The following is a 16,273-nucleotide window of genomic DNA, read 5'->3' on the forward strand; positions in this document are numbered from 1 at the left end:
AATCGTACAAAGCGGTCGAATTCAAAATCGCATCGTTAATGATGTCTAAAATGGCTGGGCAATCTGTTATTTGATAGTCTCTAATTTTTATCTCCATTTGGCAAAGAAATTACGTAGTAAAAGTACTAAAAACCTTTTCAACTTCGTAACTTTGTAGTTCAGTTATTTTTTAAAAATGATGTATCCAAAAATTCCTTTAGCGCAAAGCATTATCGAAATTTGCCAACAAAAAGGAGTCCAACATATCGTAATTTCACCTGGTTCGCGCAATGCTCCTTTGACGATTGGATTTACTAATAATCCGTTTTTCAAATGTTACAGTATTGCTGACGAACGTTGTGCTGCATTTTTTGCTTTGGGAATTGCCCAACAAATTCAGAAACCGGTTGTTGTGGTTTGTACTTCGGGTTCGGCTTTACTGAATTATTATCCTGCAATTGCTGAGGCTTTTTATAGCCAAATTCCGTTGATAGTTATTTCTGCAGATAGACCACAAAACAAGATAGATATTGGCGACGGACAAACCATTCGTCAGGAAAATGTTTTTGCGAATCACAGTTTGTATAATGCAAATTTAAGAGAAGCGATTTCGGTTGAAAACGACAATCTTATTCAAATGGCTTTGTATGTCGCGGTTACCCAAAAAGGACCAGTTCACATCAACGCACCTTTTGAAGAACCTTTATATGAAACCGTTTCTGAATTGCAAGTACATCCAGAAATTATAGATTTTAATACCGAAATTAAGTCTTTTTCATTAGGAAATTCAACTATAGAAACTTGGAATAAAGCCACTAAGAAATTGGTTTTAGTAGGAGAGTTGTATCCAAATTCAGTCGAGCAAAGATATTTAGATATTTTAGCAAATGACAAGAGTGTGGTGGTTTTAACCGAAAAAACTTCCAATTTACATCACCCAACATTCATCGACCAAATTGATACTTTGATTACACCATTTACGGATGAAGATTTCAAAGCGTTTCAGCCTGAGATTCTTTTGACTTTTGGCGGAATGGTAGTTTCAAAACGTATAAAAGCATTTTTAAGAAAGTACAAAACAGCACACCATTGGCATGTAGACGAATTACGTGCTTATGATACGTTTGGTGCGCTTACAAATCATTTTGAAACTAAGATTAATTCCTTTTTGAGTCAGTTATTGACAGAAAATACGATTGAAAGTTCTTATAAATCAAGTATTGATAAAATTTGGAAAGATAGAGTAGCGAAACATCAAGAATATACTGCGAAAATTCCGTTTTCAGATTTTAAAGTGTTTGATTTTATTAGCCAAAATCTGCCAAAGAACATTCAGTTACAAGTTAGCAATAGTTCGGCGATACGTTATTTGCAATTGTTTGATTTAAATAAAAGCGTGCAAGTGTTTTGTAATCGTGGCACGAGTGGAATTGATGGAAGCACTTCTACAGCAATTGGAGCTGCATCTGCGACAAATTTACCAACAATCTTGATTACTGGCGATATCAGTTTTTTATATGACAGCAACGCTTTGTGGAATAATTATATTCCGAAAAACTTTAAGATTATTTTGTTGAATAATAGTGGTGGTGGTATTTTTAGAATTTTACCTGGACATCAAGAAACGGAAACGTTTAACACGTATTTCGAGACTTCACATCAATTAAACGCTTCCCATTTAGCTAAAATGTACGGATTGGATTATTTTGAAGCAAATGATGAAATGACATTACAACAACAATATACTAAATTCTTAAACCAAAACGAAAAACCAAGTATTATAGAAATTTTCACACCAGAAAAAGAGAATAATGGTATTTTGTTAGAGTTTTTTAGAAGGTTGAAATAAATACTTTTTTAGTATTATGACCATGAGCACGGATCGAAATTCCGCGCTATCGAGAATACCACTATTATTATCTGAAAACAAAAAAGCCTCAAATTAATGAAGCTTTTTTAGTGTACTTTATAATAAAACTACCAGTCGCTTTTTGTTGCGCTAGCTTTTGCCATTCCTTTTTTAATGTCGCTTTTAATGGTGTCAATTGTAGAATTGATTGCTGCATAATAGGCTTTAAGAGTTTCCATTAATTTTGGATTTTCCACCGCTTTTTCGGAAGCCAATTTATCAAACATTTTCTCTACAGTTGTTTCAGCACTCGACTTGATAAAGATATTTTTTATTTCGTATTTGTATTTGCCTTCTTTTGACATAATAGAAATAGTATAAAATAATTTTACTTTTGTCTCACTTCCGTTTGCCTTAATCGTCATGAAAGAGTACTGGGTGTCAGTAACCGAAGAAGTTTCCTTATCTTGCTTAATCTTATCCTGTGTTTCTTTATAGATATTTACAAAGAACATTTTAGAGTTGTTAAATAAGTCATCTTTGGTTTTTCCTTCCGCAGATACAACTTCCGTGAAGATAATCTGCCCGTTTTCATTCAAAGGGAAATCGAATTTTTCTTGGGCATTCATGGTGAAGGTAGTCAACGCTAATAATAAAAGAATTTTTTTCATATTTATGGAGCTTGGTTTAATAATGGTTAAGTTGAATACAATGATAATATAATTTTTTTAAAATAAAAATACCTTTGAGATAAATGTGCTTTTCAATTTAGCCGATCATTAATTTGTTTAAGTATTTTTTAATTAATCTTTAATGAATTTGTGCGTAACAAACTGCCCATTATTTTTATATAAATAACAAATATACATTCCATCAGAGAGTTGGGCTGTATTAATTTTATTGTTTTGAATTGTTCCTTGAATTACTTTTTGACCAATTACGTTAAAAATTTCAAAACTTGATATTTCGGTTGAATTAAAAATGTTTAATTCGTCTTTAACAGGATTTGGGTAAATAGAAATAGCGGTATTTTCAAAACTTTCTTCACTTAATGTTGTACATGGAAACAAGACTGGATTTGCATAGGAAGTTGAAGTTCCATCACCTAAATAACCTCCATTATAACCCCAAGCATACAAAGTATTATCTTCTTTTATGGCATATGAACTACAGTAACCTGCTGCAACAGATTTCCAGTTTGAATCTGTTCCTACTTGTACTGGTACATTGCTATTTGGAATTAACATGATTCCATTTATCCATCCATAAGAGCCCCATTGCCAAAGCGTACCATCAGATTTGATTCCAATTACATGAAAATTTCCAGCTGCAATATCTTTCCATGTACTATTTCCAATTTGAACTGGCGCTTGTCTGTTGATAGTTGTTCCATCTCCCAAACGACCATTTTCATTATTTCCCCAAGCCCAAAGTGTTCCATTTGTTTTCAAGGCAATTGTATATCGATCACGTGCAGCAGAAATTTTAAGCCAATCGGTGTCCGTTCCAATTTGAGTTAAATTAAGAAGGGTGAAATTATTCCCAGTTCCTAAATCACCTGAATTATTTCTTCCAATTCCCCATAAAGTACCATTATTTTTTATAGCAAATGTTTTGAAGTAGCCTCCATAGATTTTATTCCAATCAGTATCTGAACTCATCTGAACAGGATCTGTAATATAGGTAGAAGCACTATTATTTAATTCATAGGCTCCATTGTTGCCCCAACCCCAAAGTGTACCATTAGATTTTAAAGCAACTGTATGAAGGTTTCCCGGTGATATTGCTGTCCAATCAGAATCTGAGCCTACTTGTACAGGAACATAACTATTATTGGTATTTCCGTTACCAAGTTGTCCAACTGCATTGTTACCCCAAGTCCAAAGCGTTCCATTTTGGTGTATGGCTACACTATGCATTCGTCCGTGATTAACAAACAACCAATTATCTTCATTTACAGTTGCAACAGGAGTACTTTGTAAAGTAGTTGTATTATTACCAAGTTGACCATGTTGGTTTCTTCCCCAAGTTAAGGAATTGCCATTGAGAAGATACAAAGTTATCATATCATCTGAGCAAACAATTCGATCAACACACCCTTGAGAGTAGTTGTAAATGCTGAAAAAACTAAATAAAGAGAGTAGAATTTTTTTCATTTAATTTGTTTTTAATTAAAATTCAATTTGTTGTTGATAAAAAAATATCGGTAACTTCTTGTTTATTAATGAAGTGCAATATAGTAAAATTCTCACTTATTATTTGCTCTGGTTTATGTTAAATTTAATTTTGAGTAAAAAAAAATCCCCAATTGCTTGAGGATTTCTATATAAATTAAGGATGAAATTACTTTCTTTTAATAACTCTTTCTACAGCTTCCACAATCGCTTGATTGTTTAATTTGTATTTTTCCATTAATTGGTCTGGTGTTCCACTTTCTCCGAAGCTGTCGTTTACTGCCACAAATTCTTGTGGTACTAAATGGTTTTGAACTAATGTTCTAGAAACGCTTTCTCCTAAACCACCAATGATGTTATGCTCTTCCGCCGTAACCACACAACCCGTTTTCTTCACCGATTTTAAAATCGCTTCTTCGTCTAATGGTTTAATCGTGTGAATGTTGATTACTTCAGCCGAAATTCCTTTTGCTTCTAATGCTTCTGCTGCAACTAATGCTTCCCAAACTAAATGTCCAGTTGCAATAATGGTAACATCAGTACCTTCGTTTAACATGATGGCTTTTCCAATTACGAAAGGTTCGTCAGCTGGCATAAAATTTGGCACTACTGGACGACCAAAACGTAAATAAGCTGGTCCGTGATGATCTGCTAAAGCTAAAGTCGCAGCTTTTGTTTGGTTGTAATCACAAGTATTGATTACAGTCATTCCAGGTAACATTTTCATCAAACCGATGTCTTCTAAGATTTGGTGAGTTGCTCCGTCTTCTCCAAGAGTTAATCCCGCGTGAGAAGCACAAATCTTCACATTTTTATCTGAATACGCTACTGATTGACGAATTTGATCGTAAACTCTTCCAGTAGAAAAGTTAGCGAAAGTTCCTGTAAATGGAATTTTTCCACCAATAGTTAATCCAGCTGCAATTCCAATCATATTCGCTTCTGCAATTCCAATTTGGAAGAAACGTTCTGGGTGGTTTTTCTTGAAATCATCAAATTTTAATGATCCTATTAAATCCGCACAAAGTGCTACTACGTTTTCATTTTTTTGACCTAATTCCGTCATTCCAGCTCCAAAACCTGAACGGGTATCTTTACTGCCTTGGTTGATATATTTTTTCATAATTCTAGTAGTCTCCTAAAGTTTCAACATTTTGTTCTAACGCTTTTGCTAATTGCTCATCATTTGGCGCTTTTCCGTGCCAAGCGTGTGTGTGCATCATAAAATCAACACCGTTACCCATTTCAGTATGCAATAAAATACAAACTGGTTTTCCGTTACCTGATTTTGATTTTGCATCAGCCAAACCTGCTTTGATAGCGTCAATGTTGTTTCCTTCTTTGATTTCTAAAACAATCCAATCGAATGCTTCAAACTTCGCTTTAACGCTTCCCATTGCTAAAACTTCGTCTGTAGTTCCATCGATTTGTTTTCCGTTTAAGTCGATAGTTGCAATTAAATTGTCTACTTTTTTTGCCGAAGCATACATAATCGCTTCCCAGTTTTGTCCTTCTTGTAATTCACCATCACCTAAAAGTGCAAAAACTAAATGGTTATCATTGTTCAATTTTTTAGCTTGCGCTGCTCCAATTGCAACCGACATTCCTTGTCCTAACGAACCCGAAGCCATTCTTATTCCAGGTAAACCTTCATGAGTTGTTGGGTGACCTTGTAATCTTGAATTTAATTTTCTGAATGTTGCTAATTCTGCTACTGAAAAGTAACCGCTTCTAGCTAAAACACTGTAAAAAACAGGAGAAATATGTCCGTTTGATAAGAAGAATAAATCTTCACCAATTCCGTTCATATCAAAACCTTCGTTACGTTTCATAACGTCTTGGTAAAGGGTAACCAAAAACTCAGCACATCCCAAAGAACCTCCTGGGTGACCTGAATTTACGGCATGAACCATACGAAGAATATCTCTTCGAACTTGTGTTGTAAAATCTTGTAGTTGTTGCGTGTTAGACATTATAAAAAGATATATATGTGTTAATTGAATGCAAAAGTAATTTTATTTTTTTGGCGGTACAAATCATTTTGTTAGAAGTTATTAAGAATTGATTTGTGATGGGGAAAAGTAATGGAACGCGGATGACCCTAATGCTTCGCAACGCTGAAAATTACGGATTTAGTTTTTGAACGTTTAGTTTTTTAGCTCGCAAAGGAACAAAGTTTTTTTTAAATTAAAAATCAGTTATAATCTGCGTTTCGCATAAGCGAATCTGTTTCATCCGCGTGCCAATGTAATGTCTTATCATAAATAATTCTAAATTCCAATTTCTAAATTCTAAAATAAATTATCTTTGCCGTTCGTAAAAGCACAATATGAAGTTTGATTTAATTACCAAAGACCCAAAAAGTAAAGCCAGAGCTGGAAAAATAACAACCGATCACGGTGTTATTGAAACCCCAATTTTTATGCCCGTAGGTACTGTTGCTTCTGTAAAAGGAGTGCACCAACGTGAGCTAAGAGATGATATAAATCCAGATATTATTTTAGGAAATACCTATCATTTATATTTAAGACCTCAAACCAAAATTTTAGAAGCGGCTGGAGGTTTACATAAATTCATGAATTGGGATAGAAATATCTTAACGGATTCAGGTGGATATCAAGTGTATTCACTTTCTTCGAATAGAAAAATTAAAGAAGAAGGTGTAAAATTTAAATCACACATTGATGGTTCGTATCATTTCTTTTCACCTGAAAATGTAATGGAAATTCAACGTACCATTGGAGCTGATATTATCATGGCATTTGACGAATGCACGCCTTATCCATGCGATTATCGCTATGCAAAACGTTCGATGCACATGACACACCGTTGGTTAGACAGATGCATCAATCATTTAGAAAAATTACCATTTAAATACGGTTACGAACAAACGTTTTTTCCTATTGTTCAAGGAAGTACGTATAAAGATTTAAGAGAACAATCGGCGGAATATATTGCCAACGCTGGTGCTCAAGGAAATGCTATTGGTGGACTTTCAGTAGGAGAACCAGCTGAAGAAATGTATGCAATGACTGAAGTTGTTACCGCCATTCTTCCAGAAGACAAACCAAGATATTTGATGGGTGTAGGAACTCCAATCAATATTTTAGAGAATATAGCGTTAGGAATTGATATGTTTGATTGTGTGATGCCAACACGTAACGCCAGAAACGGAATGTTGTTCACAGCGCATGGAACAATGAATATGAAAAACAAAAAGTGGGCTGAAGATTTTTCGCCAATTGACGAAATGGGACACACTTGGGTAGATACTGAATATTCAAAAGCATATCTAAGACACTTGTTTGCAGCTGATGAATTTTTGGCAAAACAAATTGCAACCATTCATAATTTAGGTTTTTATATGTGGTTGGTTCGCGAAGCTAGAAGACAAATTATTGCTGGAACATTCAGAGAATGGAAAGATAAAATGGTGATTCAAATGAGTCAACGACTTTAAAATTGGTTTCAAGTTTCATGTTGGTTTGAAACTTGAAACCTGAAACTTGAAACTTAAAATATGAAAATAATAGATAAATACATTTTAAAACGCTATTTGGTCACTTTTTCGGTGATGTTGATTATGTTTATTCCTATTGGAATTACGATTGACGTTTCGGAGAAAGTAAACAAAATGATTGAAAAAAAAATTCCATTAACAGATATTTTAGTCTATTATGGAGATTTTACCGTGTATTTTGCTAATTTATTATTTCCAATATTTTTATTCTTATCCATTATTTGGTTTACCTCTAAATTAGCGAATAATACAGAGATTATTGCGATTTTAAGTTCTGGAATCTCATTTGGTCGATTCTTACGCCCTTTTATGTATGGAGCGGTAATCGTGTCAGTTTTTGCTTTGTTAATGGGGTTTTTCTTAGTGCCAAAAGCAAGTAAAGGATTTAACGATTTTAGATATCAAAACTTAAAAGGGAATTCTCAAACCCGAGAAACTTCCGATATTTTCAGACAAATCAAAAAAGATGGGAAGCTTGAAGAAAACATTTATGTAAGCAATTACAATTATTTATCTCAAACAGGTTTTAATTTTACTTTTGAAAAATTTCAAGATAATGTATTGGTTGAAAAAGTTACAGCAAACCGAATTCGCTATGATGAAAAAACTAAAAAATATACATTATTCGGATACAACAAGAGGATAGTTGGTCAAACTAATGATCAAATTCTTTCTTCAGACAAAAATGAAGTCGCATATAATTTCGAGCCAGATGATTTAACTCCAGTTATTTATGTGGCAGAAACCATGACAATTGGAGAATTAAATAAATTTATAAACAAGGAAAGAGCCAGAGGAAACGGAAATATCAATACGTATTTGGTTGTTTTTTATAAGAAATTTAGTTTACCCATTTCTGCTTTCATATTAACAATTATTGCTGTGGCAGTTTCTTCTATGAAACGTAGAGGCGGAATGGGAATTAATTTAGCTATCGGAATTGTAATCGCTTTTACGTTTATTTTCTTCGATAAAGTTTTCGGAACTTTAGCAGAAAAATCGAGTATTCCTCCATTTTTAGCCGTATGGTTTCCAAATATTGTTTTCGGAATTTTAGCTGCTTATTTACTTCGAAATGCCAAACGATAATCTAAAAAGTTATTTACATCTTCATGTAATTGTTTTTATTTGGGGATTTACTGCCATTCTTGGAAAACTAATTTCATTACAAGCTTTAGACTTGGTTTGGTATCGCATGCTTTTTGCATCGGTAATTATGACTTTTGTAGTACTTTTTAATAAAGAAAAAGTCAAGGTTCCTTTTAATATACTTGTTGGATTTGTTGTTTCTGGGATAATTATTGCTGCACATTGGCTCACGTTTTATCAAGCCATTAAAGTTTCAAATGTATCTATAACATTGGCATGTTTGTCAACAGGTGCTTTTTTTGCATCCATTTTAGAACCTATTTTTTACAAGCGAAAAGTTATTTGGTACGAATTGCTTTTTGGAATTATCGTAGTAGTAGGATTAGGAATCATTTTCAATGTAGAAACCAAATATACCACTGGAATTTACTTAGCTGTAACCTCCGCATTTTTATCCGCTTTATTTTCGGTTATTAACGGAAAGTACGCTAAAGAATACGATCCTAATATTATCTCACTTTATGAATTATCAAGTGGTGTTTTCTTTATTAGTATTTACTTGTTTTTTGCAGGAAGTTTTACACCTGCTTTCTTTGCACTTTCTGTAAATGACTTGATTTGGCTGTTCTTATTATCATCCATTTGTACAGCTTATGCGTTTTCGGCATCGGTAAAAGTAATGAAGTTTTTAAGTCCGTTTACGGTAATGTTAACCATTAACCTAGAACCTATTTACGGAATCATTTTAGCGTTGCTAATATTTAAAGATGGAGAAGAAATGACACCTTTGTTTTATGTAGGTGCTATCATAATTCTAGCCACAGTTATAGCTAACGGAATTGTAAAAAGTTATAAAAAAGTAACAACTAATTAACGATAAGTTTACTAAAGTTAATTGAAAATTTTATCTTTGTCACAACAAACACAAACCCTAATAAACCGATTATGGAATATTTAGATTTTGAATTACCAATTAAAGAGCTTGAAGACCAATTAGATAAATGTCAAATCATTGGTCAAGAATCAGATGTTGATGTGTCAAACACATGTAAGCAAATTGAGAAGAAATTAGAAGAAACTAAGAAAAAAATATACAAAAACCTTACGGCTTGGCAACGTGTACAATTATCACGTCATCCAAATCGTCCTTATACATTAGAACATATTACTAATATTACTAATGGAACGTTTTTAGAACTTTTTGGAGACAGAAGTTTCAAAGACGATAAAGCTATGGTTGGTGGATTAGGTCAAATCAACGGACAATCTTTTATGATTATTGGGCAACAAAAAGGTATTAATACTAAAATGCGCCAATACAGAAACTTCGGGATGGCAAATCCAGAAGGATATCGTAAAGCACTTCGTTTAATGAAAATGGCAGAGAAATTCAATATTCCTGTATTAACATTAATAGATACTCCAGGAGCTTATCCAGGATTAGAAGCTGAAGAAAGAGGACAAGGAGAAGCTATTGCAAGAAACATTTTCGAAATGGCTCGTTTGAAAACTCCTATCATTTCTGTAATTATCGGAGAAGGAGCTTCAGGAGGAGCATTAGGAATTGGAGTAGGAGATAGAGTATATATGTTAGAAAACACTTGGTATTCTGTAATTTCACCTGAATCTTGTTCATCTATCTTATGGAGAAGTTGGGAATACAAAGAGCAAGCAGCGGAAGCATTGAAATTAACTTCATTTGATATGAAAAAACAAAAGTTAATTGATGATATTATTCCAGAACCGCTTGGTGGCGCTCACTATGACAAAGAAACTACATTTAAATCGGTTGCTGAGTTCGTAACTAAGGCTTTTAACGAGTTAAAAGATTTATCAACAAAAGATTTAGTGGCACAACGAATGGATAAATATAGCAAAATGGGTGAATTCAAAGAGTAATCACTTGTTTCCAATTATAAATAAAAATCCGAAGCCATAAGTTTCGGATTTTTTTTGGCTTATCAACACTTTTTTTAAGTTATTAACAGTTGGGTATTAAGAACTCAAAACGTTTTTTTGTAAATTTTGGTTAACTTCGCAATATGGAAAATGTCAGAAATATGAACCCGATAAAAGTAGATAAAACTACGATTATCAATTTGGAAAAAGGAAAACTACCTCCTCAGGCGTTAGACCTAGAAGAAGCGGTACTTGGTGCCATGATGATTGATAAAAAAGGGGTAGATGAAGTAATTGATATTTTACAACCAGACGCCTTTTATAAAGACGCACACAAGTACATTTTTGAGGCTATAGTTCAGTTGTTTAACGAAACACAGCCTATCGACTTATTAACCGTTTCGGCTCAATTAAAGAAAAACGGAAAACTAGAACTTTCAGGTGGTGATTTTTACTTGATTCAACTAACGCAAAAGATATCTTCTTCGGCTCACATTGAGTTTCACTCACGTATTATTCTTCAAAAGTTCATTCAAAGAAGTTTGATTAAAATTTCAAGCGAAATTATTGAAGAATCGTATGATGAATCTACCGACGTTTTCGATTTATTGGATAAAGCAGAATCAAAATTATACGAAGTAACGCAAGGAAATATCAAACGTAGTTCGGAAACCGCACAAAGTTTAGTGATTCAGGCAAAAAAACGTATTGAAGAAATCGCAGGAAAAGAAGGTTTGAGTGGAATTCCAACAGGATTTCACAATTTAGATAAATTAACTTCTGGATGGCAACCTTCCGATTTAATTATTGTGGCAGCTCGTCCAGGTATGGGTAAAACGGCTTTCACCTTATCAATGGCTCGAAATATGGCTATTGATTATGGTGCACCAGTCGCTTTTTTCTCATTAGAGATGTCTTCTGTACAGTTAATTACACGTTTGATTTCGTCTGAAACAGGATTGTCTTCTGAGAAATTAAGAACAGGAAAATTAGAAAAACACGAATGGGAGCAATTGTCTATTAAAGTTAAAGACTTAGAAAAAGCTCCTTTGTTTATTGATGATACACCTTCATTGTCGATTTTCGATTTACGTGCAAAAGCAAGGCGACTTTCATCGCAATACGGCATCAAAATGATTGTAATCGATTACCTTCAATTAATGACCGCTGGAGGAAACGGAAAAGGTGGTGGAAATCGTGAGCAAGAAATTTCAACCATTTCCCGAAACTTAAAAGCATTAGCAAAAGAATTAAACGTTCCGGTTATTGCGCTTTCTCAGTTATCGCGTGCCGTGGAAACTCGTGGCTCTAGTAAAAGGCCTTTACTTTCCGACCTTCGTGAATCGGGTGCGATTGAGCAAGATGCCGATATTGTATCGTTTATTTACCGTCCAGAATATTATAAAATTGACGAATGGGATGATGAAGAGCGTTCGCCAACACAAGGTCAAGCCGAGTTTATCGTAGCAAAACACCGTAATGGTGGTTTAGATAACATCCGATTGAAATTCATTGGTAACTTAGGAAAGTTTGATAATTTAGATGATTTTAGTTCACCATTCGATGCATTACCATCTAAAATGAATTTAGACGATAGTAATCCATTTATCACTCCAAATTTACCAACACCAAATGAAGCTTTTGGAAGCACCATGAATTCATATGATGATGATTCAGATGTTCCTTTTTAGGATGAAAAATAGATAAAATAATAAAACAGGCCATCAGCCTGTTTTTTTTATTACTTTTTTTACTACATTTATAATTCAATTATAAAAAACCTCAAAATATGTCAGATTTTACAATTACTCTCGATGAAGCTAAAAGAGAATTACTAGCAACAAGTGGTGTTGTTGATGTTAGAGCTTATATGGGTGTCGACACAACAGGAACACAAAAATTAATGTTTGTTGGTGTTGATGCTAACGGAAATGATATGATTGACAACAATAATTTAATTTACGACAATACAGAACCTTGTCCGAAGAATTGTGATTCAACGAGTCCTCTTTATAATCCATAGTTAATAATATTGAAACCTTCAGGTTATTTATTCATAACTTCAGCATTATTATGCTCGCTTTATCTTATAGGTTTTTTCAAAAATGGGAAAACCTATAAGATTTTTACATTTTATATAATAGGTGTTTTATTGATAGATTTTATTAGTTCTAATTTATGGAGCTGGTTTCGTATTTATAATGTTTTTATGCAACATTTTTATGAATTGTTTCAATTTGTAATATTAAGTTACTTCTTTTCCTTATTATTAAAAACAAGAGCGCAGTTATTTACAGTTTATATACTACTGATTGTACTTCCAATATTTTTATTGTCTCGATATCTTATTAATCCAAATTTATTTTTTGAGTATAATCATTTAGAACCATACTTAACAACAATGCCTTTAATTATTTATTCAAGTATGCATTTGTATAATAATCTTGGAGAAAAATCAGATTTTTATTACATCAATATTGGCTTGTTGTTTTATTTATTTACAAGTACTTTTATTTTCTTAATATATAGGTTATATGTTGTTTTGGATATTGATGATAAAATAGGTGATGTGATGACAATAGTAAATATTACACTTCAATACATAAAATTTGGATTTTTCTTTTACCAATGGAAATTAATTTATTTTAATAAAGATGAACGCAATTAATTTAGAAAATAGCGAAATAATTCAAGGAGTATTTTTCATATTACTTGCTTTTATATCTATGTTTTTGGTTTTGATATTGTTTTTTTATTTTTCTAGAAGGAAAATCGTTCAAATTGAAGTTGACAAGAAAAACTTAGAAATTTACCATCAAAAAGAACTTCTTGACTCGGTTTTAATAACTCAAGAAGAAGAGCGTAAACGAATTGCTCAAGATTTACATGACGATATTAGTTCAAAATTGAATGTAGTTTCGTTAAATAGTCATTTATTAAAGACTCCCAATCTAAACGAAACGGAACAATTAGAAATTACCAATAATATCATCGAATTAACACAAAAAGCGTTAGAGAATTCAAGACGTATTGCACACGATTTATTACCACCAGTTTTAGAGAAATTTGGACTTCATGCCGGAATTGAAGAACTCGTAGAAGAGTTTAATAGTACCAAAACTGTTAAAGTTTCTTACGAAAACCAAATTGACTTCGAAAGCTATCCTATTGAAAAACATTTACATATATTTCGCATTCTTCAAGAATTGTTAAATAATTCGCTTCGACACGGAAAAGCTACTGAAATTTCAATCCAATTTACTAATTTCGATAACCGAAAAGCCTGTACTTATATTGATAATGGATTAGGTTTTGATAGTTCAAGTGAAGAAAATCAAAAAGGTTTAGGAATGAAGAATATAGAAAGTAGAATTAACTTCTTAGGCGGAAATTTCAATTTTACTTCTAAACCAAATGAAGGAGTAAAAATGATATTTAATTTTAATTAATGGAAAATAAAGTCAAAATAATTTTAGCAGACGATGAAGAATTGTTCAGAAAAGGAATTTATTTCTTACTTCAGCGTGAGCCTAATTTTGAAATTATTTTCGAAGCTTCTAATGGGAGTGAGTTAGTAGAACATCTAAAAACTACAACCGAAATTCCCGATATTATTATGATGGATTTAAAAATGCCATTGTTAAATGGAGTGGAAGCAACTAAACTTATTCACAAAGATTTTCCAGCTATTAGAATCATAGCTTTAACAAGTTACAACACCAAATCGTTTATTGCAAATATGATAAACGTGGGTGCAGCATCGTATTTAGTAAAAAATGCTTCTCCAGTTGATATGGTTAAAACTGTTAACGAAGTGGCTCAAAAAGGATTTTATTACAATGAAATAGTGATGGAAGTAATTCATCAAAACATGATTTCAAATGCATCTTCGAGAACCGTTTTAGACGAAGATTTCTTAACAGAAAGAGAAAAAGAAGTATTGGAATTAATTTGTAAACAATATAGTTCTTCCGAAATTGGAGAAATGCTAAGCTTAAGCACCAGAACAGTGGATGGTCACAGAAATAACCTTTTGTTAAAAACAAATTCTAAAAATATGGCAGGATTAGTCATATTTGCCATACAAAACAAAATCATAAACCTAGAAGACTCTCATAATGATATAGAGTCTTAAAAAGTGTATTTACAAATTTATTAATAAGTTCTACAGAATTGAAAAACTAAAACAAAATACACCAGGATAGTTATAATAAGCACAATATATCCGATTCTTTTTAACAATTTCATTTCTTTCGAGTTTATTAACGATAAATTACTACTGTTTGTGTCCATCTTTTTTTCTTATTTTGATACAAGTCAAAACTATGACAAAAAAAAATCCTGTGTAAGCGTAAAAATACCTGATTTTCAAACCAGGTATTTTTACGGGGGTAACCAGGTATTTTTACGGGGGTACGACTTTAACATTTCGATAAATGATATTTGTTAGAAATGTTATAAATTAGTCAATTATATTTGTAATCCATGAAATTTAAAGGACTCAACCTATTTATAGTATTCTTTTTTCTTTGCTCATTTTCGAGTAGAGCTTCTTTTGTTTTATTACCAATGGAGGCCGAAGGACAACAAAATCACTTAAAAGCATACGGAATTACCTATTGGGCTTTAGATAAAAGTTACAAAGTAAGTTGGTTGTTAAACTATAGAGGCGGTTCGTTTTTATTACCCGACGCGCCTGAAATCAGAAAAGAATGTCAAATTCGTGGCGTTACCTTTGAAGTGTTATCGGATGCAGCAACGAATTCAATTTTAGAAGATATCAGTTCGCCATCGCAAAATATGGAAACGGTTGTTTTAGAAAAAGCACCCAAAATTGCAGTTTATACTCCAAAAGGAAAACAACCTTGGGATGATGCCGTAACCATGGTGTTAACCTATGCTGAAATTCCCTATACTGAAATTTACGATGAAGAAGTGTTGTCTGATCAATTGTTGTTATATGATTGGTTGCACTTGCATCACGAAGATTTCACAGGTCAGTACGGAAAGTTCTTTGGAAATTATAGAAATACACCTTGGTACATCCAACAAAAAGCAGAAGCAGAAGCTTTGGCCAAAAAATTAGGATACAATAAAGTTTCGGAAGAAAAGCTGGCAGTGGCTAAAAAAGTAAGAGACTTTGTAATTGGTGGCGGATTCATGTTTGCGATGTGTTCAGCAACAGATAGTTTTGATATTGCACTTTCTGCAGAAGGCGTAGATATTTGCGAGCCTATGTTTGATGGTGACGATTCAGAGGCCAATTATCAATCCCGAATAGATTACACGAGCACATTTGCTTTCAAAGATTATACCTTAGTTCGTAATCCAATGGTTTACGAATTTTCAGATATTGATACTACTGAAGAACACGGAAAAGGTGCTTTTTCTATGGATAAAGATTACTTCACTTTAATGGAATATTCGGCAAAATGGGATCCAATTCCTACAATGTTATGTCAAAATCACACCCAATTAGTAAAAGGTTTCATGGGGCAAACTACCGCTTTTGATGCCGAGAAAATAAAATCCAACGTTTTAGTAATGGGTGAATGTAAAATCAACGAAGAAGCGCGCTACATTCACGGAACCAAAGGGAAAGGAATGTTCACGTTTTACGGAGGTCACGATCCAGAAGATTACCAGCATAGAGTAGGAGATGCGCCAACGGTTTTAGATTTACATCCAAATTCGCCAGGTTATCGCTTGATTTTAAATAATGTCTTGTTTCCTGCAGCAAGAAAGAAAAAGTTGAAAACTTAG

Annotated in this window: 15 protein-coding genes; 11 read left to right on the forward strand and 4 right to left on the reverse strand. The window is 33.0% G+C overall.

All coding sequences use genetic code 11. The features are described 5' to 3' along the window. Positions 1-175: 175 nt before the first annotated feature. Positions 176-1,828 carry a 2-succinyl-5-enolpyruvyl-6-hydroxy-3-cyclohexene-1-carboxylic-acid synthase gene (gene menD / locus L6Q46_RS08490; protein ID WP_291283945.1) on the forward strand — a complete coding sequence of 551 codons (1,653 nt, stop codon included), beginning with the start codon at positions 176-178 and terminating at the stop codon, positions 1,826-1,828. A gap of 128 nt (positions 1,829-1,956) precedes the next feature. Here menD and L6Q46_RS08495 read toward each other — a convergent pair whose 3' ends face one another. From L6Q46_RS08495 to L6Q46_RS08510, 4 genes are all read right to left on the reverse strand, one after another. Further along, positions 1,957-2,499 (reverse strand): DUF4468 domain-containing protein, encoded by a 543-nt coding sequence (locus L6Q46_RS08495; RefSeq protein WP_291283946.1) that lies wholly within the window; start codon positions 2,497-2,499, stop codon positions 1,957-1,959. A gap of 132 nt (positions 2,500-2,631) precedes the next feature. After that, positions 2,632-3,984 (reverse strand): T9SS type A sorting domain-containing protein, encoded by a 1,353-nt coding sequence (locus L6Q46_RS08500; protein WP_291283947.1) that lies wholly within the window; start codon positions 3,982-3,984, stop codon positions 2,632-2,634. 187 nt (positions 3,985-4,171) lie between these two features. Continuing rightward, complete coding sequence (locus tag L6Q46_RS08505; RefSeq protein WP_291283948.1) at positions 4,172-5,125, reverse strand: transketolase C-terminal domain-containing protein; 954 nt, start codon at positions 5,123-5,125, stop codon at positions 4,172-4,174. 4 nt (positions 5,126-5,129) lie between these two features. Then, complete coding sequence (locus L6Q46_RS08510) at positions 5,130-5,975, reverse strand: transketolase (RefSeq protein ID WP_111567745.1); 846 nt, start codon at positions 5,973-5,975, stop codon at positions 5,130-5,132. A gap of 356 nt (positions 5,976-6,331) precedes the next feature. Here L6Q46_RS08510 and tgt point away from each other — a divergent pair, with 356 nt between their 5' ends. From tgt to L6Q46_RS08560, 10 genes are all read left to right on the forward strand, one after another. Continuing rightward, positions 6,332-7,462 carry a tRNA guanosine(34) transglycosylase Tgt gene (gene tgt / locus L6Q46_RS08515; protein WP_026726141.1) on the forward strand — a complete coding sequence of 377 codons (1,131 nt, stop codon included), beginning with the start codon at positions 6,332-6,334 and terminating at the stop codon, positions 7,460-7,462. A 60-nt stretch (positions 7,463-7,522) separates the two neighbouring features. After that, positions 7,523-8,611 carry an LptF/LptG family permease gene (locus L6Q46_RS08520; RefSeq protein ID WP_291283949.1) on the forward strand — a complete coding sequence of 363 codons (1,089 nt, stop codon included), beginning with the start codon at positions 7,523-7,525 and terminating at the stop codon, positions 8,609-8,611. Next, positions 8,598-9,485, forward strand: coding sequence for a DMT family transporter (locus L6Q46_RS08525; protein ID WP_291283950.1), 888 nt, complete (start codon positions 8,598-8,600; stop codon positions 9,483-9,485). The genes L6Q46_RS08520 and L6Q46_RS08525 overlap by 14 nt, the downstream gene beginning before the upstream one ends. Before the next feature lie 71 nt (positions 9,486-9,556). Then, positions 9,557-10,510, forward strand: a complete 954-nt coding sequence (locus L6Q46_RS08530) for an acetyl-CoA carboxylase carboxyltransferase subunit alpha (protein ID WP_111567741.1) — start codon at positions 9,557-9,559, stop codon at positions 10,508-10,510. A 143-nt stretch (positions 10,511-10,653) separates the two neighbouring features. Beyond that, positions 10,654-12,201 (forward strand): replicative DNA helicase, encoded by a 1,548-nt coding sequence (dnaB, locus tag L6Q46_RS08535; RefSeq protein WP_026726137.1) that lies wholly within the window; start codon positions 10,654-10,656, stop codon positions 12,199-12,201. A gap of 98 nt (positions 12,202-12,299) precedes the next feature. Continuing rightward, positions 12,300-12,533, forward strand: coding sequence for a hypothetical protein (locus tag L6Q46_RS08540; RefSeq protein ID WP_291283951.1), 234 nt, complete (start codon positions 12,300-12,302; stop codon positions 12,531-12,533). A gap of 378 nt (positions 12,534-12,911) precedes the next feature. Then, positions 12,912-13,178: a hypothetical protein gene (locus tag L6Q46_RS08545; RefSeq protein ID WP_291283952.1), complete on the forward strand. Its 267-nt coding sequence runs from the start codon at positions 12,912-12,914 to the stop codon at positions 13,176-13,178. Then, complete coding sequence (locus L6Q46_RS08550; RefSeq protein WP_291283953.1) at positions 13,165-13,959, forward strand: sensor histidine kinase; 795 nt, start codon at positions 13,165-13,167, stop codon at positions 13,957-13,959. Before L6Q46_RS08545 ends, L6Q46_RS08550 begins: the two co-directional genes overlap by 14 nt. Further along, complete coding sequence (locus tag L6Q46_RS08555) at positions 13,959-14,645, forward strand: response regulator transcription factor (RefSeq protein WP_291283954.1); 687 nt, start codon at positions 13,959-13,961, stop codon at positions 14,643-14,645. Before L6Q46_RS08550 ends, L6Q46_RS08555 begins: the two co-directional genes overlap by 1 nt. Positions 14,646-14,995: 350 nt before the next feature. Continuing rightward, the gene (locus tag L6Q46_RS08560; protein ID WP_291283955.1) at positions 14,996-16,273 is read left to right on the forward strand and encodes an asparagine synthetase B; all 1,278 of its coding nucleotides are present in this window, start codon (positions 14,996-14,998) and stop codon (positions 16,271-16,273) included.

Source organism: Flavobacterium sp., assembly GCF_023151265.1.
GTDB lineage: Bacteria > Bacteroidota > Bacteroidia > Flavobacteriales > Flavobacteriaceae > Flavobacterium.